Raw genomic sequence first — 19,555 nt, 5'->3', positions numbered from 1 at the left:
GATGGCCTTTCACGAGGTGAGGTTCCCCGCCAACCTGAGCTTCGGCTCGGTGGGCGGGCCGGAGCGGCGCACGGAAATCGTGACGCTTTCCAACGGGTTCGAAGAGCGCAACAGTCCATGGGCCCATTCACGCAGACGCTATGATGCAGGCGTGGGTTTGCGTTCACTCGACGATGTGGAACGGATGCTCGCGTTTTTCGAGGCGCGCAGCGGTCAGCTGCATGCGTTTCGCTGGAAGGACTGGGCGGATTACAAGAGCTGCGCTCCCTCGCAGGCGGTCGATTACGAGGATCAGCTGATCGGCCAAGGCGATGGGGTGACGACGAAGTTTCAGCTTTCCAAGGCCTATGTCTCTGGAGATGTGGAATATCGCCGCCCGGTTACCAAGCCGGTCGCCGGCACGGTGAAACTCGGCGTTCAAGGCGGTTATCAGGCTGAAGCCGTGGATTGGGAGGTCGATCTTGAGACCGGCGCGGTACGGTTCTTCGCGGCTCCCGCCGAAGGTGCGCCAATCACCGCGGGGTTCGAGTTCGATGTGCCGGTGCGCTTTGATACCGATGCGATCCAGGTCTCGGTCCAGAGTTTTCAGGCCGGGAATATGCCGCAGGTGCCGGTTGTGGAGGTGCGGATCTGATGAGCTATCCTGAAGAGCTGCGTGCCCATCTCGAGACGGGTGCAACGACGATCGCGCGGGCGTGGGCGGTCACCCGGCGCGATGGGCTGACGCTGGGCTTTACCGATCATGATGGAGGGCTGAATTTCGAAGAGGTCGCCTTCGAGCCTGACAGCGGTATGACAGCCAAGGCGGTGGCGCAGGGGACCGGGCTCGCGGTGGACAATAGCGAGGTCTTTGGCGCGTTGAATTCCGAAGCGATCTCGGAGGCTGATATCCTCGCCGGTCGCTATGACGGGGCGGAGGTTAGGGTCTGGGTGGTAAATTGGGCCGATGTCACGCAGCGCGCTCTCTTGTTTCGCGGGCATTTGGGCGAGATCACCCGATCGGCGGGAGCGTTCAATGCTGAGTTGCGTGGGCTGAGCGAGCCTCTGGGGCTAGAACGCGGGCGGATCTATCATCCGCGCTGTGCGGCGGTTCTCGGGGACGGAAAATGCCGCTTTGATTTGAACCAGCGGGGCTATTTTCACGAAGCCCCGCTGAACCTTGTCGAAGATTCGGTGCTGTTTCGCTTCGACGTTCTGGCCGGATTCGAGCCGCGGTGGTTCGAAAAGGGGCGGTTTCGTGTGCTGACGGGAGCTGCAGCAGGGCTTGTTGGGGTGATCAAGGCGGATCGCGTTGTTCCGGGCGGCGCGCGCGAGATCGAGCTTTGGCAACGCATCGGGGCGGAGATCGCAGCAGGGGATACGGTTCGGCTGGAGGCAGGGTGTGACAAGCGGGGCGAAACCTGTCGCGGGAAATTTGGCAATTTCGTCAATTTTCGCGGCTTTCCGCATATTCCAGGCGAGGATTGGCTGGTGTCTTATCCAGTTCAGGGAGGCACCAATGACGGCGGGAGCCTGTTCGCATGAGCGATTGGCAGGCACCGCGTGAGCGGGTTGTCGAGATCGCGCGGAGCTGGATTGGTACGCCTTACCTGCATCAGGGCTCGCTACGAGGTGTCGGATCGGATTGCCTAGGTTTGTTGCGCGGGATCTGGCGAGAGCATTGCGGTCATGAGCCCGATGGGGTGCCCGCCTATACGCCCGATTGGTCCGAGCCGAGCCGCGACGAACAGCTCTGGCGCGGGTTGCGGGCGCAGATGCGCGAAGTGCGAGGCGTGCCCGTGCCCGGTGAGGTGCTGTTGTTTCGAATGCGCTCGGGTTCGGTAGCCAAGCATGTCGGGATCGCGGCTTCGGTCGGCCAGAAGCCGAGTTTCGTGCATGCCTATCGCGGCCACGGGGTCGTCGAGAGCCCGCTGAGCACGCCGTGGCGGCGCCGGATCGTCGCGCGTTTTCAATTTCATGAAGGAGCCAGGTGAATGGCGACGATTTTGCTCTCTGCGGCGGGGGCCGCGATCGGCGGGGCTTTTGGCGGGACGGTTCTGGGGCTTTCCGGCGCTGTGATCGGACGTGCGGTCGGGGCAACGCTGGGCCGGGTAATAGACCAGCAATTGCTGGGCGGAGGGTCCGGCACAGTCGAAACCGGACGGGTCGACAGATTGCGGTTGACCACGGCTTCGGAAGGTGAAGGTCTCGGACGCATTTGGGGTCGAATGCGGATGGCCGGGCAGGTGATCTGGGCCACGCGGTTTTTCGAAGCGAAGAAGAAATCGGGGGGAGGTAAGGGCGAACCCTCGATCGTGAGCTATAGCTACTCGGTCAGCCTTGCGGTTGCGCTGGGAGAGGGCGAGATTCTGCGGGTCGGGCGCGTCTGGGCTGACGGTGTCGAGCTCGATACGCGCGATCTGAATATGCGTGTTTATAGTGGGAGCGAAACCCAAGAGCCCGACCCGAAGATCGCGGCTGTCGAGGGGATGGAGAAAGCGCCGAGCTATCGCGGGATCGCTTATGTCGTGTTCGAAAACCTCGAGCTCAGTCCCTTCGGTAATCGCGTGCCGCAATTCACTTTCGAGGTGGTGCGCGCGGCACAGGGGGAGGGGCTGCGGAGCGATACGGATCTGAGCCAGACGATCAAGGCGGTCGCCCTGATTCCGGGGACCGGAGAGTATTCGCTGGCCACGCGGCCGGTGAGCGAACAGCGCATTCGTTCGACCCCGCTCGAGTATCCGGCGACTTCGTCGCTTTTCTTTTTCAATGGCTGGGGGATCACGGCTGAGGTCAATCCAGTGAATCAGCATTCGCCGAGCGGGCAGACGGATTTCGAGATGAGCCTCGGGATGCTAGATGAGGAGCTGCCGAATTGCGGGACGGTTTCGCTCGTGGTGTCCTGGTTCGGGAATGATCTACGCTGCGGCAACTGTAAGGTGCAGCCGAAAGTTGCTTCGAAGTCGGTCGAGGGGCGCGAAATGAGCTGGCGGGTGTCGGGTGTCGGGCGCGGGTCGGTTGATGCGGTTCCCAAACTTGATGATCGCTCGGTTTATGGCGGGACGCCCGCGGATGCGGCGGTCATAGACGCGATCAAAGCGCTGCATGACGCGGGTAAGGCGGTGACCTTCTCTCCGTTCATTCTCATGGATCAACTCGAAGGGAACGGGTTGCACGACCCCTGGAGCGATGGAGCAGAACAACCGGCGCTGCCGTGGCGCGGACGGATCACGACATCAGCGGCACCAGAACACCCAGGGTCGCCGGACGGGACCAGTCACGCTGCAGACGAGGTTGCGACCTTCTTCGGGACCGCTGCAATGGGTGACTTTGCGCCGACGGGAGAGACGGTCACCTATTCCGGTCCAGCGGAGTGGTCCTTCCGGCGCTTCGTTTTGCACTATGCCCATCTGTGCAAACTCGCGGGCGGTGTGGAGGCGTTTTGCATCGGCTCCGAGATGCGCGCGCTGACGCAAATCCGCGGCATGAACAACAGTTTCCCGGCGGTGGAAGCGCTGCGTGTTCTGGCAGGAGAAGTGCGACAGATCCTCGGCCCGGACTGCAAGATCGGCTATGCTGCGGACTGGACCGAGTATTTCGGTTATCATCCAGGCAACGGCGATTGTTTTTTCCATCTTGACCCGCTTTGGGCGGATGATGCGATCGACTTCATCGGAATCGACAATTACATGCCGCTGTCGGATTGGCGTGATGGTGAGAATCATGCCGACGCGCATTGGGGGGCTATCTACAATCTCGACTACCTGCGTTCGAATATCGAGGGCGGTGAAGGGTATGATTGGTATTATGCCTCGGCGCAGCATCGCGATGCGCAGATCCGAACGCCAATCATCGACGGGGCGCATGATGAGCCCTGGCTTTGGCGTTACAAGGACATTCGTGGCTGGTGGGATCATGATCACCATGACCGGATCAATGGCGAAAGGCTCGAGGAGCCCACCGCCTGGGTGCCGCGCTCAAAACCTATCTGGTTCACCGAGCTAGGTTGCGCCGCGATCGACAAGGGTACGAACGAGCCCAATAAATTTCTCGATCCGAAAAGCTCGGAAAGTGCTTTGCCGCATTATTCCGACGGCCGGCGCGATGACACGATCCAGATGCAATATTTGCGCGCGATGACGAGCTATTGGGCGGATCCGGTGGTAAACCCGGTTTCCGATATCTACGGTGGACCAATGGTCGACATGTCGCGCGCGCATGTATGGGCCTGGGACGCGCGACCCTATCCACAGTTTCCCGGTCTGGACGATGTCTGGAGCGATGCGAGGAATTACGCGCGGGGGCATTGGCTTTCGGGGCGCTCGAGCGCGCAACCGCTGGCGAATGTCGTGGCCGAAATCTGTGAGATGGCAGGCGTGCGTGATATTGACGTGAGCGCGCTTTACGGGGTCGTGCGTGGATTTGCCATGCAAGGCGGAATCACGCCGCGCGGAGCTCTGCAATCGCTCAGTATCATATATGGGTTCGATGCGCTGGAGCGCGATGGGTTGCTGGTCTTCCGGATGCGTGATGCTTCGGTCGATGCGCAGCTTTGGCCGCCGCAGCTTGCACTTGATGATCAGGATGTGGGCCTAGAGACCCAGCGCGCACCCGAAGCGGAAATCGCCGGGCGGGTGAGGCTGTCCTATGTCGAGGCGGATGGCTGTTTCGAGGTCCGCGCGGTCGAGAGCATTTTCCCTGATGAGGAAGATGGTCCCACTGCCGCGAGCGAGGTGCCACTGGCGATGACGCGCTCGGAGGGAATGCGTGTCGTGGATCGGTGGCTCTCTGAGGCGCGCGTGGCGCAAGACCGGGCGCGTTTCACGCTGCCGCCTTCACTTGGATGGCTGGGGCCGGGTGATGTCGTCAACCTGGAGACAGATATGAGCACCGACCGTTACAGGATCGATTGTATCGAGCGCGCGGAGACGATCCAGGTTGAAGCGGTGCGCGTCGAGCCGGGGATCTACGAACCGGCTGAGGAAGAGGAGGAGGGCGCCCGCCTTGCACCCTATGTACCGCCCGTGCCGGTGACGCCGGTCTTTCTCGACCTGCCGCTGATGACCGGAGCCGAAGACCCTTATGCGCCGCATCTCGCTGTCGCGGCCAGCCCATGGCCGGGTGCGGTCGCGGTCTATTCGGGGCTTCAGGACGCAGGCTATGAGCTGAACTCGAAATTCGGGACCCAAGCGGTGATCGGCACAACGCTTTCACCACTCAGAATGGCACGAAGCGGCCTGTGGGATCGGGGAGAGCCTTTGCGGGTTGAGCTGATCTCTGGAGAGTTCGAGACGGCGTTGGAAGCGGGTGTCCTGTCGGGGCTCAATGCGCTCGCGATCGGAGATGGGTCTTCGGACAATTGGGAGATCTTGCAGTTCCAGCGTGCGGAACCGGTCGAACCGGGGATCTGGGATCTCAGTCTGCGGCTCCGGGGGCAGCTCGGGACCGATGCGCTGATGCCAGCGGTCTGGCCGGAAGGCTCGGTTGTGGTGCTTCTGGATGGGCAGGCACAACAGATCGCGCTCGCCCCAGCCGCGCGCAACATGGCAAGGCACTACCGGATTGGATCGGCTGCGCGCCCTTACGACGACCCGTCCTATATCCACACAGTACAGGCATTCGCTGGCAACGGGTTGCGACCACTTTCCCCATGCCATCTGCGGGTGGTGCAGAAAGCCGATGGCTGGAAGCTTAGCTGGGTCCGGCGCACGCGGATTGGTGGCGATGACTGGGAGGCGATGGATGTTCCGCTTGGAGAGGTGGCCGAGCGTTACCTGCTGCGGATACTCGAAGGAGAGGCGATCCGGCGCGAGGTCGTTCTGACCAATTCGGAATGGACCTATTCGACTGCGCAGAAGGCCATGGATGGCATTGCCGGAGCGTTCTGGGTTGAGGTGGCGCAGCTCTCTGATGTCTTCGGACCCGGTTTGACTGAGCGCGTGCAGGTTCTTGCCTGAGTGATGCGGAGAGCGCGTGAGGGAGATCTGCTTACGGCGGCGCGGGTCGCAACGCTGTGGCCCGAGGCAGAGCGCCATGGGCGGTTGATGCGCCTTTTCGACGAGGCTCATGCGGCGGATCTCTATAGCAAGCGGCCGGGGCGGCCCCATCCGATTTGGGGTGACGGGACTCTTATGGCGGCGGCGCTGGGCCGAATTGGCGTGGGGTTGGACGAAAGAACGCTGCCGGTCGCGACGCTGGGTGCCGTCTGTCAGGCTTTCGAGCTTTGGCGCACTGGGAGGAGATAATCGGGCCGAGCCCTTCCTCTATCCGACAAAAAGCCTATGTGTTAGGCTCACGCGCCAAGAGGGAGAGTTCCGATGTCGAGACAACAGGTGAAAGTGGCGGCGGTCGATCCAGTCTGGACACGGCTGTGCGACGAGGCACGCGCGGCGGTGCGTGACGAACCGCTTCTTGGTGCGTTGATCCATGCTGGTTTGCTGCATCATCCGTCGCTGGAGCGCGCTCTGGCCTATCGCTTTTCGATGAAGCTCGCCTCGGGCGAGATGAGTGAACAGATCCTGCGCGAAATCGCTGACGAGGCCTATCGCGCCGATCCCGATCTCGGGCAGGCGGCGCGGGCTGACCTGGTTGCGGTGCTCGAGCGTGATCCGGCCTGCCACCGGCTTCTCCAGCCGCTCTTGTTCTTCAAGGGGTTCCAGGCGTTGCAAGCCTATCGGGTAGCGCATTGGCTTTATGCCAACGGTCGGCGCGACATGGCGTATTTCGTGCAGATGCGGGCCTCGGAACTCTTCGGTGTCGACATCCATCCCGGTGCACGCATCGGTCGGGGCATTATGATGGATCACGCCCATTCGATCGTAATCGGCGAAACCGCCGTCGTGGGTGACAATGTCTCTATGCTCCATTCGGTGACTCTTGGCGGGACCGGCAAGGAGGACGAGGATCGTCACCCCAAGATTGGCAATGGTGTGCTGATCGGGGCAGGCGCGAAGGTGCTTGGCAATATCAAGGTGGGCGACAATTCCCGGATCGCGGCCGGGTCGGTCGTTCTCTCGGAAGTGCCGTGCTGCAAGACCGTCGCAGGAGTTCCTGCAAAGATCGTGGGCGATGCGGGCTGCGATCGTCCGGCTTCCGAAATGGACCAGCTCCTGCATAACGGCTGATCGGATATCGAGTTTGAGAAGAGGGCGAGCGCTGCGGTGCTCGCCCTCTTTTTTTGTTTTGGCGATCAGGAGAACCCGAAGGTCATCCCTTCGAGAGAATGTCGAAACACTCGAGTGTCTTCATGCCATACATCATCGCGGGGCCACCGCCCATGAGGACCGACACATTGACCGTCTCCTCGACTTCCTCGCGCGTGGCGCCCGCTTCGATACAGGCCTGCACGTGGAAGCCGATGCAATAGGAACATTGCTTGGCAATCGCGATGGCCAGCGCGATCAGTTCCTTTTCTTTCGTCCCAAGCGCACCGGGAGCGAGAGCGGCCTGATGCAGAGCGCCGAAGCCCTGTGCGCTGGCCGGCTGTTTCGCTCCATAATCGCCCATATTGTCCTTTACGGTGGCGATCTCTTTTTTCCATTCCATGGTCGAACTCCTGTTCTGGATGTGAGAGCAGGCCGAATCTACCGCACTCTGTTTTCCTGTCGGTGACTGAGATCAACGCGGATCGAAAAAATGTGAAATCGCCTTAATTGACCGATCGAAGTGCTGAAATTTCAAGCCGATCTGCCCCCGCTTGCGTATTTCCTGAGACGCCCAACGGGAGAATGCGATGATCTGGAGAACCAAGATGGGTCTTGCCACTGCGGTGTTTTGCGCCGTGGGTGGGGGCGGGTCATCCGCGCTGGCGAGTGAACCGCTAATTCAGGCGTTTGTCGGGACGATGGAGGACCTCTCGCTCTACCGATGGAGGCAGCGGCTGATCGTGATTTTTGCCCCTTCACCGCATGATCAACGCTATATTGCTGCGCGCGAGACGATGCTGGGGCAGAAAGCCGGTCTTGTCGAACGCGATATCGTCGTTCTGGTCGATGCCTCGCCGGACGCGGGAGGCGGGCTGCGTGCGCAGCTTGGGGTCGACGGGTTCCGGATGCTGCTGATCGGCAAGGATGGCGGGGTGAAGATCGACCGTGCCGCGCCAATTCCGGCGGAGGTGCTATTTGCCACAATCGACGCGATGCCGATGCGTCAGCGCGAGATGCGTGAAGATTAGATTGCTGATATGAAAAGAGAAACGCCCGGGCCGATCGGTCCGGGCGTTTCTGTCGTTTCCAGGTCTCGGTCGCGCTCAGGCGAGCATCAGCATAGGGTTTTCGAGGTTCTCGCAGATCGCCTTGAGAAGCTCGGCGCCAAGCGCACCGTCGATCACGCGGTGATCGACCGAGAGAGTCATCGACATGACCGTGGCGACCTCGATCTCGCCCTCGGCGTTCACCACCGGTTGCTTGATGCCCGCGCCCACGGCGAGGATCGCGCCGTGCGGCGGGTTGATGACCGCGTCGAAATTCTCGATTCCGAACATGCCGAGATTGGAGATCGCGAAGCTGCCACCTTGATATTCATGCGGCGCGAGCTTGCGGTCGCGGGCCCGGGTGGCGAGGTCTTTCATCTCGGCCGATAGGGTCGAGAGCGACTTGCTCTCCGCATCTTTCAGCACCGGCGTGAACAGCCCGCCGTCGATCGCGACCGCCACGGCCACGTCCGAGGGTTTCAGCTTGAACACCCGATCCCCAGCCCAGACCGCATTCGCATCCGGCACTGCCTGAAGCGCGAGCGCACAGGCCTTGATGATGAAATCGTTGACCGAAAGTTTCACGCCGCGACCTTCGAGCTGCTTGTTGAGCTGCGAGCGGAATTTCATCAGCGCGTCGAGTTTGACCGAGCGGCGCAGGTAGAAATGCGGGATCGTCTGCTTGGCCTCGGTGAGACGCGCGGCGATGGTCTTGCGCATCCCGTCGAGGGCGATCTCCTCGTATTCGCGGCCCTCATACATCTTTGCGATGGTCGAGGCGGAGACAGTGGGCGCGGCGGCCGGGGCAGGGGCCGCGGCTTGGGCCGGGGCGGCTGCGGAGGATCCGGCGGGCGCTGCGGCCGCACCACCTTGGGCTGCCTCGACATCGACCTTCACGATCCGGCCTTTCGGGCCCGAACCGCTGATCGAAGCCAGATCGACGCCTTTGTCAGCGGCGATGCGGCGCGCGAGCGGCGAGGCGAAGATGCGTTTGCCGTCAGAGCCTTGCGGCGCGGCCGGGGCAGGGGCGGCGGGTTTGCTCTCCGCTTTTGCCGGGGCAGCCTCTGCCTTGGCTTCGGGCGCAGGTGCCGCGGCGGGCGCCTCCGCAGCCTCGGCGGCCGAAGCATCCTCGCCCTCTTCCAGCAGAACGGCGATCGGGTCATTGACCTTCACGCCCGAGGTGCCCTCGGCCACGAGGATCTTGCCGATCACACCCTCATCCACGGCCTCGAATTCCATCGTGGCCTTGTCGGTTTCGATCTCCGCGAGAATGTCGCCCGAGGAGACGGTATCACCCTCTTTCACGAGCCATTTCGCGAGCGTGCCTTCCTCCATCGTGGGCGACAGGGCGGGCATCAGAATCTGGGTTGCCATTGCGCTATCCCCTTACCGGTAGGTGACTTTTTTGACCGCCTCGACGACCTCGTCCGAGGTCACGAGCGCCAGTTTCTCGAGGTTCGCCGCATAGGGCATCGGAACGTCCTTGCCCGTGCAGTTGATCACCGGCGCGTCGAGATAATCGAAGGCGCGCTCCATGATCACGGCCGACAGGTGGTTGCCGAAGCTCGCGACCGGGAAGCCTTCCTCGACGGTCACGCAGCGGTTGGTCTTCATCACCGACGCGATGACGGTGTCATAGTCCACCGGGCGCAGGGTGCGCAGGTCGATCACCTCGGCCTCGATCCCCTCTTTCGCAAGCTTTTCAGCCGCTTCCAGCGCGTGGCTCATGCCGATGCCCCAGCTGACGATGGTGACGTCTGCACCCTCGCGCCAGATCTTCGCCTTGCCGAAGGGGATGGTGAAATCTTCCAGATCCGGCACCTCGAAGGAGCGGCCGTAAAGGATCTCGTTTTCGAGGAAGATCACCGGGTTCGGATCGCGGATCGCCGATTTCAGCAGGCCTTTCGCATCGGCCGCCGAATAGGGCTGCACCACTTTCAGGCCCGGAATATGGGCGTACCACGCGCCGTAATCCTGGCTGTGCTGGGCGCCCACGCGAGCGGCCGCGCCGTTCGGGCCGCGGAACACCATCGGCGCACCCATTTGGCCACCGGACATGTAAAGCGTCTTCGCCGCCGAGTTGATGATCTGGTCGATCGCCTGCATCGCGAAGTTGAAGGTCATGAATTCGACGATCGGACGAAGTCCACCGAACGCCGCCCCGACGCCGATGCCGGCAAAGCCGTGCTCGGTGATCGGCGTGTCGATCACGCGGCGCGCACCGAACTCGTCGAGCAGCCCCTGGCTGACCTTGTAGGCGCCCTGATATTCGGCGACTTCCTCGCCCATCAGGAAGACGGACTCGTCACGCCGCATCTCTTCGGCCATCGCATCGCGCAGCGCCTCGCGCACGGTCTGCGTCTTCATCTTCGTGCCTTCCGGCCAGTCCGGGCTGGTGTCGGGCTTGGGCATGTCCTCGGCCTCGGGTGCCTTCGCCTGGGCCGGGGCGCTGGCCGGAGCCGGAGCCGCCTCGGTCTTGGGCGCTTCGGCCTCGTCCGCCGCCGACGCATCCTCGCCTTCCTCAAGCAGAACCGCGATCGGGTCATTGACCTTCACGCCGCTCGTGCCTTCCGGCACGAGGATCTTGCCCAGCGTGCCCTCATCGACCGCTTCGAATTCCATCGTCGCCTTGTCGGTCTCGATCTCGGCGATGATGTCACCGGCCGAAATCGCGTCGCCCTCTTTCTTGAGCCATTTCGCCAGCGTGCCCTCTTCCATCGTGGGCGAGAGCGCGGGCATCAGAATCTTGGTTGCCATCTGTTCTTCCCCCCTCAGGCGTTCTGCGGCGCCGTTTCGGCGTAAATGTCGGTCCAGAGCTCCTCGAGCGCGGGCTCGGGGCTTTCCTTGGCGAAATCTGCGGACTCGTTGACGATCGCCTTGATGTCCTTGTCGATCTGCTTGAGCTCGTCCTCGGTCGCATGCTTGCCGGTCAGCAGCAGCTGGCGGACATGTTCGATCGCGTCACGCTCTTCGCGGATCTTCTGGACCTCCTCGCGGGTGCGGTATTTCGCAGGGTCCGACATCGAGTGGCCGCGATAGCGATAGGTCTTGATCTCGAGGATATACGGGCCCTTGCCCGCGCGGCAGTGCGCGACCGCCTTTTCGCCCGCGGCCTTCACCGCCAGCACATCCATCCCGTCGACCTCTTCGCCCGCGATCCCGTAGGCGATGCCGCGCTCGTAGAAATCGGGCGACTTGGTGGCGCGCTTGACGCTCGTACCCATCGCATACTGGTTGTTCTCGATCACGAAGACGACCGGCAGATCCCAGAGCTGGGCCATGTTGTAGGTCTCTGCGACCTGACCCTGGTTGGCTGCGCCATCACCGAAATAGGCGAAGGTGACGTTGTCATTGCCCTTGTACTTGTCCGAGAAGGCGAGGCCCGCGCCGATCGGCACCTGCGCGCCCACGATGCCGTGGCCGCCGTAGAAATGCTTCTCTTTCGAGAACATGTGCATCGAGCCGCCCTTGCCTTTCGAGTAGCCGCCCTCGCGGCCGGTGAGCTCGGCCATCACGCCTTTCGGGTCCATCCCGCAGGCCAGCATATGTCCGTGATCGCGATAGGAGGTCACGCGCTTGTCGCCCTCTTTCGCGGCAGCCTCGAGGCCTACGACCACCGCTTCTTGCCCGATATAGAGGTGGCAGAAGCCGCCGATCAGACCCATGCCGTAAAGCTGACCCGCCTTCTCTTCGAAGCGCCGGATCAGCAGCATGTCATTGTAGAATTTCTTGAGTTCCTCGGCCGAGACATTCGCGCCCGCTTTGGCGCCGCTCGCCGAGCCTTTCCGTACTGCCATTGGTCAGACCTCCCTTGGCCGGAATAGTTCAACGTTAAACCATTTCATATATCAAAGCCGGGGCAATGGCAATGACCCCGCGGCATGGCGCGGGGAAAATGGCTATCACGATTGAAATAGGGCAGAAGGGCGCGGTTTCGACCGAGGCCCTAGCGGATCACGATCTCGTCGGAGCGCATGGCGCCCAGAACCTCGCGGGCACGCGCATCGAGAAGATCGAGGTCGAGATAATCATCCGAAAGGCGATGGGTGAGATTGGCCATCCGGTCGACCTGAACGCGCAGGTCATCACGTTCGGCGCGCTTGGCTTCGATCTCCGCCTCGATCTGGACGCGACGCAGGATGCCGTACTCGCCCTGAACGGCCGAGAAGGCGAAATAGGTGCCCAGCACCACTGCCACGGTCACGGAAATCAGGGGCCCGATCGTGGGGCGCTTCAACGTCATCATCCTGCCTCGCATCTTGGGGCCGCCTGTCCGGTGCGTGCCCCGGCCTCTCTCGGGCCGTTTCGGGAATCATCGCATAAGTGATTCGCCAAGGGAATCCCCCAGATGGTCGATTTCTCAAAGAATTTCGCGGCTCCGCGGTGCTGTTGCGCGGGCAAGACAGCTTTTCTTAAACGCGAAAGGCAGGAGCGCGCTGAAACGCTCCTGCCTTCGACTTGGATGAATATATCTCCGGGAGTGAGCCTGGAACGGGCGAGGGGGCAGCGCCCCCTTGGCCCGTAAGGTCTGCCGCCGGTGAGTGGCGAAGGCCGCCCGCGATCAGCCAGCCACCGAAGCCGCGTGGATCGAAGAGATCGCCTCGCCCAGCATCGCGTCGAATTCCGCATCCGTCTGCTGTGCCGAAAGCCCCTCGGTCAGCGCACGGCTGAACGACGCGATCATGCCGGTGTTCTGCGCGAGCTTCGCATTGGCCTCGTCGCGCGAATAGCCGCCCGAGAGGGCCACGACCTTGAGCACCTTCGGATGATCGACCAGCGGCTTGTAGAGGTTCGCCTTCGTGGGCAGCGAGAGCTTCAGCATCACCTGTTTGCCTTCGGGCAGGGCGTCGAGATGGGTGAGGATCTCGGACAGGAGGATCTCCTCGGCCTCGGCCTTGTCCGCGATCGAGATCGTCACTTCCGGCTCGATGATCGGCATGAGCCCATGGCCCAGCACCTGCGCGCCCAGCTCGAACTGCTGATCGACCACCGCCTTGATGCCGGCGGGATTGGCCGCCGAGATCACCGAACGTTCCTTCGTGCCGAAGATGCCCGCCTTGACCGCGCGCGACAGAAGCTCGTCGAGGCCCGGGATCGGCTTCATCAGCTGGCAGCCATTCGCCTCGGCCTCCAGCCCCTTGTCGATCTTCAGGAAGGGCACCACGCCGCGCTTTTCCCAGAGATAGGTGGCGGTCGGAATGCCGTCGATTTCGCGGTCCATCGTCTGTTCGAACAGGATCGCGCCCACGACCTTCTCGCCGGTGAAGGCGGGCGATTTGATGATCCGCGAGCGCATCTCGTGGATCAGGTCGAACATCTGCTCTTCGCCGTCATAGGCGTCTTCCTCGATGCCATAGAGCCGCAGCGCCTTGGGCGTGGAGCCCCCGGACTGGTCGAGGGCTGCGATGAAGCCGTTGCCTTCGCGCATCTTTTCGGTTTGCTGGGCGTTCGACATGGGGATTCCTCCTGCGGGATGTGGGTCACCGAAGGGATAGGTTTTGTGCAGAGTCGATGCAACGCTGGTGACGCTAACAATCGGTAAGGGCGCGAATTTCAGCCCGCGCGGCGCAAAAACCAGCCGGTCAGCATCGTCACCAACCGCCGAGGGGCGAGCCGGGTCAGGAAGGTGAAAAGCTTGTTGTCGGCGCCCGTCACCACCACGCGCCGCCCCGCCATGCAGGCCCGCCAGCCCGCTTTCGCGACAGTTTCAGCGCTCGGCATCGGTGTCAGTTTCATCAGCCAGGTCGTCTCGGTCTCGGCGCGCTCGAAAAACGCGGTGCGGGTTGCGCCGGGACACAACGCCGTGACGGTGATAGAGGTGGATTTCAGTTCCTCGGCCACGGCCTCGCTCAGATGCAGCAGGTAGGCTTTCGAGGCGTGGTAGACGGCCATGTTTGGCCCCGGCATGAATCCCGCCGCAGAGGCCACGTTCAGCACCCGCCCCGCGCCGCGATGGCGCATGGCATGAATGGCGAGCCGCATCAGCTCGGTCGCGGCGACGATATTCACCGTGATCAGCTCGTCTTCCCGCGCGTCGCCATCCGTATCGGAGGCGAAATCGCCATAGCGCCCGAGCCCGGCATTGTTCACCAGCACATGAATCGGCCCTTCGGCGAGCGCGCAGGCCCGCGTCCACAGATCCCCGGCCGCGCCGGGTTTCGACAGATCCGCAGGGCAGGGACGAGCGGTCACGCCGCTCGCCGCCTCGATCTGGCGGGCGAGATCGGCCAGCGCCGCCTCGTCCCGCCCCGAGAGCACGAGATTGTAGCCCTCGGCCCCCGCGCAGCGCGCCAACTCCCGACCGATGCCCGAAGAAGCCCCGGTCACCAGCGCCCAGCCACGCGGGCCCGTCATCTCAGCCCCGCTCGAGGGCGGCCACGCCGGGCAGCTCCTTGCCTTCCATCCATTCGAGGAAAGCACCGCCTGCGGTGGAGATGTAGGTGAAGTCCTTCGCCGCGTCGGCCTTGTTGAGGGCCGCCACCGTATCGCCGCCGCCCGCGACCGAGATCAGCTTGCCCGCGCGGGTCAGCTCTGCCGCCTTGGCCGCCGCCGCATTGGTGGCGGCATCGAAGGGCGCGATCTCGAAGGCGCCGAGCGGGCCGTTCCAGATCAGCGTCTTGGAATGTTCGAAGACCGAGGCAATCTGTTCCACAGATTTCGGACCCGCATCGAGAATCATCGCGTCGGCGGGGCAGGCGTCGTTCGCGACGGTCTCGTTCTCGGCGCCCGCCTTGAATTCGCGCGCGACGACCACGTCGACGGGCAGGTGGATCGCGCAGCCGGCAGACTTCGCCTTGTCCATGATCTCTCGCGCCGTGTCGGCCATGTCGCGCTCGGCCAGCGATTTGCCGACGTCGACGCCCTGCGCCACGAGGAAGGTATTGGCCATGCCGCCGCCGATGATCAGGTGGTCGACCTTGCTCACGAGGTTGCCCAGCAGGTCGAGCTTGGTCGAGACCTTCGCGCCACCGACCACGGCGGTGACCGGGCGCTTGGGATCGCCAAGGGCGGCGTTGAGCGCCTTCAGCTCGGCCTCCATCAGTCGGCCCGCGACGGCCGGAAGAACACGCGCGATTCCCTCGGTCGAGGCATGTGCCCGGTGCGCGGCCGAGAAGGCGTCGTTGACATAGATCTCACCCAGCGCACCCATCTCGGCGGCCAGCATCGGGTCGTTCTTTTCCTCACCCGCGTGGAAGCGCGTGTTTTCGAGCAATAGCACCTCGCCCGCGCCAAGCGCCTGCACGGCTTCCTTCGCCGGACCGCCGACGCAGTCGCTTGCGAATTTCACCGGCGCGCCGATCGCGGCTTGCAGTGCGGGCACCAGTGGCGCGAGGCTCATCTCGGGGACGACCTGTCCCTTGGGGCGGCCGAAATGCGCCAGCAGCACCGGCTTGCCGCCCTTGGCGAGGATGTCGCGCACGGTGGGCACGATCTTCTCGATCCGCGTCGCGTCGGTCACTTTTCCGTTTTCCATCGGCACGTTGATATCGACACGCACCAGTGCGACCTTGCCCGCAAGATCGACCTCATCGAGGGTTTTCCAAGCCATGTTTCTCTCCCTTGGGACGCGGGGGGCCATCGAACGTGCGGCCCGCTCCCGCGGCTTGCGATATTCTTGCCCTGCGGCGATGGGTCGCGTCAACGATCGCGGCCAGACTGCGGCGCTTTGTCCTTGCCGCGCAAGGGCCCCGCTCCTATGGTCGGCCAAATCTCAAAGGAGGACCCAATGGCCGAGATCAAGGATCCCGAAAACACCATCATCATCGAGCTCAAGGACGGGCCGGTCGTGATCGAACTTCTTTCCGATGTGGCCCCCAAGCACGCCGAGCGCATGAAGCAGCTCGCCCGCGACGGCGCCTATGACAACGTGGCCTTCCACCGTGTGATCGAGGGCTTCATGGCCCAGACGGGCGATGTGCAGAACGCCAATATGGAGAAGGATTACAACCCCGGACGCGCAGGCACCGGCGGGTCGCAATATCCCGATCTTCCGGCCGAGTTCTCGAAGCTCCCGCATGATCGCGGCACGCTGGGTGCGGCGCGTTCGATGAACCCGAACTCGGCGAATTCGCAGTTCTTCATCAACTTCAAGGACAACCATTTCCTGAACGGTCAATACACGGTCTATGGCCGCGTGATTTCGGGCATGGAGCATGTGGACAAGATCGCGCGCGGCGAGCCGCCGCGCAATCCCGACCGCATGATCTCGGTGAAGGTGGCCGCCGATGCGTAATATCGCCCGCCGCACCGTCCTGGCCGCAGCGCTCGCGCTCGCAGCGCCCGCGGCCTTCGCGCAAGACAGCTCGGGCGTGCCCGATACGGGCGGGCCGAAGCTTGTCCTCGAGATCGGCGGCTCGACCTCGGGCAAGGTCGTGATCGACCTGCTGCCCGGCAAGGCGCCGAAGGCCGTCGAGCGCCTCGAAACGCTCGCGAAGGAAGGCAAATACGACGACGTCGTCTTCCACCGCGTGATCGACGGCTTCATGGCCCAGACCGGCGACGTTCAGTTCGGCAAGAAGGGTGGCGACACCTCGATGGCGGGTATGGGCGGTTCGGACCTGCCGGATCTCCCCGCGGAGTTCTCGAACGTCTCCTTCCAGCGCGGCATAGTGGGCATGGCGCGCGCGGCCAATCCGAACTCGGCGAATTCGCAGTTCTTCATCATGTTCGCCCCCGCGCCCCATCTCGACGGGCAATATACCGTCGTCGGTCACGTGGTGAGCGGGATGGATGTGGTCGACCAGATCAAGAAGGGCGATCCGGGCCGCAACGGCGTCGTGGAAGAGCCCGATTACATCGTCTCGGCCACCGTCGAGGAATGATCCGAGCGATCCGCTCTGACGGGTCTGAATGAGGGGGCTTCGGCCCCCTCATTGCGTTTCGGACGCCCTCGCAGGAAGGCGTGCGCCGGCTCAGTGCCCGGCTGCGACCTGACCGCCATTCGACAGCTTGTCGATGATCGTCTCGGTCGCGTGGTTCATCCCGACGACCTTCACTTCCGTGCCCGCGAGGCGGAACTTGCCCACTGCCCGGTCCAGCGCCGCGACCGAGGAGATATCCCAGATATGGGCATGGGTGAGGTCGATCACGACGCGCTCGAGCTTTTCCTGAAAGTCGAAGGCGCGGTTGAACTCTTCGACCGTGGCGAAGAAGACCTGGCCCTTGATGTAATAGGTGCGCAGGTTGTGGGTCTCGTTCAGGCGCGAGGTGATCTCGGTCATCTGTGCGATCTTGCCCGCGAAGAAGATCCCCGACAGCAGAACGCCCACCAGCACGCCGATCGCGAGGTTATGGGTGACGACGACGAAAGCCACGGTCGCCAGCATCACGACGTTCGACGACATCGGCATCGTGCGCAGCTGGCCGATCGAGGCCCAGCTGAAGGTGCCGATCGAGACCATGATCATGATCGCCACGAGCGCGGGCATCGGGATGCGGCCGACCCATTCGCCCAGCACCACGCAGAAGATCAGGAGCGCGACGCCTGCGGTCAGGGTCGACAGGCGCGTGCGCCCGCCCGAAGTCACGTTGATCACCGACTGGCCGATCATCGCACAACCGGCCATGCCGCCGATGAAGCCCGAGCAGACATTCGCGATGCCCTGACCATAGCATTCCTGTTTGCGGTCCGAGCGCGTGTCGGTCATCTCGTCGACGATGTTCTGCGTCATCAGGCTTTCGAGAAGCCCGACCACCGCCACCGCGACCGAATAGGGCAGGATGATCTGCAAGGTCTCGAAGGTGAAGGGGATGTCGGGGATCAACAGCGAGGGAAGCTGGTCGGGCAGGGCGCCCATATCGGCCACGGTATGCACCTCGTCGAGGCCGAGGCCGATGGTCACCGCGCTCAAGACGAGGATCGCGATCAGCGGCGAGGGGATGGCGCGGAAGACGCGCGGCAGAAGGTAGATGATCGCAAGTCCGGCGATCACCAGCGCATAGGTGATCGGCGGCACCTTGCTGGGATCGAGCTCCGGCCATTGCGCCATGAAGATCAGGATCGCCAGCGCGTTCACGAAGCCGGTCATCACCGATTTCGACACGAAGCGCATCACCGTGCCGAGGTTCAGCGCGCCCGCGATCATCTGGATCACCCCGGCGAGGATCGAGGCGGCGAGCAGATAGTCGAGCCCGTGCTGGCGCACCAGCGTACCCATCAGCACCGCCGTTGCCGCCGTCGCGGCCGAGATCATGCCCGGACGGCCGCCGAAAAGCGCAGTCACGGTGGCGATCATGAAGGAGGCATAGAGGCCGACTTTCGGGTCCACGCCCGCAATGATCGAGAAGGCGATGGCCTCCGGGATCAGCGCGAGCGCCACCACGAGACCGGAGAGGATGTCGGCGCGGGTGTTGCCAGTCCACTGGCTGCGCCATTGCGACAGAGTCATAAGGCTCTTCCTGTAAAGCAAAGGCCCGCGACCGGGGAGGGGCGGGCCGTGAATTTCGGATTTGCTTCGCAAATATCGCCGCGATGCAGCGAAGCCAAGCATTTCGGTCGCTGTTTAAGGAAATTTCAAACGGAGTTAAACCGCTCGGCCCGATTTGGCGGCGAATTGGGTCAGACTGGTGGCCAGATCGCCATAGCCGGTAAAGCGCCGCTCATAACGCAGGCCGAGCCGATCGGCCGCCTCGCGCGCCTTCGCGTCGAGCGCCGGATCGTCGGTCTGCGCCTGGTAGATCAGCCGGTCGTAATTGCCGAACATCATCGGCACCAGCTCGGGATGGCGGTCGAACCCCATCGGGCGCCAGACGAAAGCGTCGAACTGGCGCACGAGAAAATCGGTGAGGTAGAAGGCCGTGATTTCATCCTCGGCTTTCTCGGCAAAGAGCGCATTGCCTTCGAAGAAGGAATAGCAATGCGGCCCCGCGATCATCTCGACGCCAAGCTCGGCACAGCGCGCCTCCAGCTGCCCGCCCGTTCCGCAATCGGCATAGACGATGAAGATATCGTCATAGGCAGCGCGAAATTTCTCGACCGCTGCGGTCACCGCGTCGGTGATCTTCTCGGGGTAAATGTGCAGGTTCGCGGGCAGGCAGGTCAGGTCAATGTGATCCCAGCCGTTCATCTGCTTGAGCGCCAGGATCTCACGCGCGAGCGCCCCGCAGGCGATCAGCAAGAGCCGACCCGTGCCTTCGGGCGCCAGACCGTCCTTGGAAAGGGTAACATCACCGGGAAGGGTGGTCATTCCACCCGTGCCATCATCCGTGCAACGCCCGCCGCGATCAGGACCATCAGCCCGAGCGTGGCCATCGGCACGCCCGAGGCGGCAAAGGCCCAGATCGTGGCCCCGGCCAGAACGATCACGAACAGGATCAGCAGCAGGAAATGTGGCAGCGGCATATCGCGTATCCTCCGTCTTTTAGAGTATGGGGCGCGAGGGGGCA

General features: G+C 63.1%; 19 protein-coding genes. 8 read left to right on the top strand and 11 right to left on the bottom strand.

Annotated elements, in window-relative coordinates; all coding sequences use genetic code 11:
• Position 1 precedes the first annotated feature (1 nt).
• The 5 genes from BMI90_RS08175 (at position 2) to cysE (ending at position 7,103) form a co-directional block, all read left to right on the top strand.
• A complete protein-coding gene (locus tag BMI90_RS08175; protein WP_078528006.1) occupies positions 2-634 on the top strand; it encodes a DUF2460 domain-containing protein in 633 nt (210 codons plus the stop codon).
• Positions 634-1,524 carry a DUF2163 domain-containing protein gene (locus BMI90_RS08170; protein WP_078528004.1) on the top strand — a complete coding sequence of 297 codons (891 nt, stop codon included), beginning with the start codon at positions 634-636 and terminating at the stop codon, positions 1,522-1,524. Before BMI90_RS08175 ends, BMI90_RS08170 begins: the two co-directional genes overlap by 1 nt.
• Positions 1,521-1,973, top strand: a complete 453-nt coding sequence (locus tag BMI90_RS08165) for a peptidase (RefSeq protein ID WP_078528002.1) — start codon at positions 1,521-1,523, stop codon at positions 1,971-1,973. Before BMI90_RS08170 ends, BMI90_RS08165 begins: the two co-directional genes overlap by 4 nt.
• Positions 1,974-5,936 (top strand): glycoside hydrolase/phage tail family protein, encoded by a 3,963-nt coding sequence (locus BMI90_RS08160; RefSeq protein WP_078528000.1) that lies wholly within the window; start codon positions 1,974-1,976, stop codon positions 5,934-5,936.
• Between the two features lie 360 nt (positions 5,937-6,296).
• Positions 6,297-7,103 carry a serine O-acetyltransferase gene (cysE, locus tag BMI90_RS08150; protein WP_078527996.1) on the top strand — a complete coding sequence of 269 codons (807 nt, stop codon included), beginning with the start codon at positions 6,297-6,299 and terminating at the stop codon, positions 7,101-7,103.
• Positions 7,104-7,185: 82 nt separating this feature from the next.
• On the opposite strand, the gene BMI90_RS08145 is transcribed toward cysE, so the two are convergent.
• The gene (locus BMI90_RS08145; protein WP_078527994.1) at positions 7,186-7,524 is read right to left on the bottom strand and encodes a carboxymuconolactone decarboxylase family protein; all 339 of its coding nucleotides are present in this window, start codon (positions 7,522-7,524) and stop codon (positions 7,186-7,188) included.
• A 187-nt stretch (positions 7,525-7,711) separates the two neighbouring features.
• Between BMI90_RS08145 and BMI90_RS08140 the strand changes: the two genes are divergently transcribed.
• Positions 7,712-8,152 carry a DUF4174 domain-containing protein gene (locus BMI90_RS08140; RefSeq protein ID WP_078527992.1) on the top strand — a complete coding sequence of 147 codons (441 nt, stop codon included), beginning with the start codon at positions 7,712-7,714 and terminating at the stop codon, positions 8,150-8,152.
• Between the two features lie 75 nt (positions 8,153-8,227).
• Here the strand turns inward: BMI90_RS08140 and BMI90_RS08135 are convergent, their stop codons facing one another.
• The 7 genes from BMI90_RS08135 to BMI90_RS08105 form a co-directional block, all read right to left on the bottom strand.
• A complete protein-coding gene (locus BMI90_RS08135) occupies positions 8,228-9,544 on the bottom strand; it encodes a pyruvate dehydrogenase complex dihydrolipoamide acetyltransferase (protein ID WP_078527990.1) in 1,317 nt (438 codons plus the stop codon).
• Positions 9,545-9,556: 12 nt separating this feature from the next.
• Complete coding sequence (locus BMI90_RS08130; protein ID WP_078527988.1) at positions 9,557-10,927, bottom strand: pyruvate dehydrogenase complex E1 component subunit beta; 1,371 nt, start codon at positions 10,925-10,927, stop codon at positions 9,557-9,559.
• A gap of 14 nt (positions 10,928-10,941) precedes the next feature.
• Positions 10,942-11,967: a pyruvate dehydrogenase (acetyl-transferring) E1 component subunit alpha gene (gene pdhA / locus BMI90_RS08125; protein ID WP_078527986.1), complete on the bottom strand. Its 1,026-nt coding sequence runs from the start codon at positions 11,965-11,967 to the stop codon at positions 10,942-10,944.
• A gap of 149 nt (positions 11,968-12,116) precedes the next feature.
• The gene (locus tag BMI90_RS08120; RefSeq protein WP_078528159.1) at positions 12,117-12,413 is read right to left on the bottom strand and encodes a septum formation initiator family protein; all 297 of its coding nucleotides are present in this window, start codon (positions 12,411-12,413) and stop codon (positions 12,117-12,119) included.
• A 318-nt stretch (positions 12,414-12,731) separates the two neighbouring features.
• Entirely contained in the window at positions 12,732-13,625 is an 894-nt protein-coding gene (locus tag BMI90_RS08115) for a fructose bisphosphate aldolase (RefSeq protein ID WP_078527984.1), read from the bottom strand.
• Between the two features lie 98 nt (positions 13,626-13,723).
• Positions 13,724-14,524 carry an SDR family oxidoreductase gene (locus BMI90_RS08110; protein WP_078527982.1) on the bottom strand — a complete coding sequence of 267 codons (801 nt, stop codon included), beginning with the start codon at positions 14,522-14,524 and terminating at the stop codon, positions 13,724-13,726.
• Position 14,525: 1 nt separating this feature from the next.
• Positions 14,526-15,719: a phosphoglycerate kinase gene (locus BMI90_RS08105; RefSeq protein ID WP_078527980.1), complete on the bottom strand. Its 1,194-nt coding sequence runs from the start codon at positions 15,717-15,719 to the stop codon at positions 14,526-14,528.
• A 177-nt stretch (positions 15,720-15,896) separates the two neighbouring features.
• On the opposite strand from BMI90_RS08105, the gene BMI90_RS08100 reads away from it, so the two are divergent.
• Positions 15,897-16,403 (top strand): peptidylprolyl isomerase, encoded by a 507-nt coding sequence (locus BMI90_RS08100; protein ID WP_078527978.1) that lies wholly within the window; start codon positions 15,897-15,899, stop codon positions 16,401-16,403.
• On the top strand, positions 16,396-16,992 hold the full coding sequence (locus tag BMI90_RS08095) for a peptidylprolyl isomerase (RefSeq protein WP_078527976.1): 597 nt from the start codon (positions 16,396-16,398) through the stop codon (positions 16,990-16,992). Before BMI90_RS08100 ends, BMI90_RS08095 begins: the two co-directional genes overlap by 8 nt.
• 90 nt (positions 16,993-17,082) lie before the next feature.
• Here BMI90_RS08095 and BMI90_RS08090 read toward each other — a convergent pair whose 3' ends face one another.
• From BMI90_RS08090 to BMI90_RS18735, 3 genes are all read right to left on the bottom strand, one after another.
• Entirely contained in the window at positions 17,083-18,558 is a 1,476-nt protein-coding gene (locus BMI90_RS08090; protein ID WP_078527974.1) for a SulP family inorganic anion transporter, read from the bottom strand.
• A gap of 135 nt (positions 18,559-18,693) precedes the next feature.
• Entirely contained in the window at positions 18,694-19,356 is a 663-nt protein-coding gene (locus BMI90_RS08085; protein ID WP_078527972.1) for a DUF1638 domain-containing protein, read from the bottom strand.
• Positions 19,353-19,511, bottom strand: a complete 159-nt coding sequence (locus BMI90_RS18735) for a hypothetical protein (protein ID WP_168172740.1) — start codon at positions 19,509-19,511, stop codon at positions 19,353-19,355. Before BMI90_RS18735 ends, BMI90_RS08085 begins: the two co-directional genes overlap by 4 nt.
• Positions 19,512-19,555: the final 44 nt, after the last annotated feature.

The organism is Thioclava sp. L04-15 (genome assembly GCF_002020275.1).
Classification (GTDB): Bacteria; Pseudomonadota; Alphaproteobacteria; order Rhodobacterales; family Rhodobacteraceae; genus Thioclava; species Thioclava marina.
The sequence above is the reverse complement of the archived record's forward strand: the minus strand, read 5'-3'. Positions and strand labels throughout refer to the sequence as shown.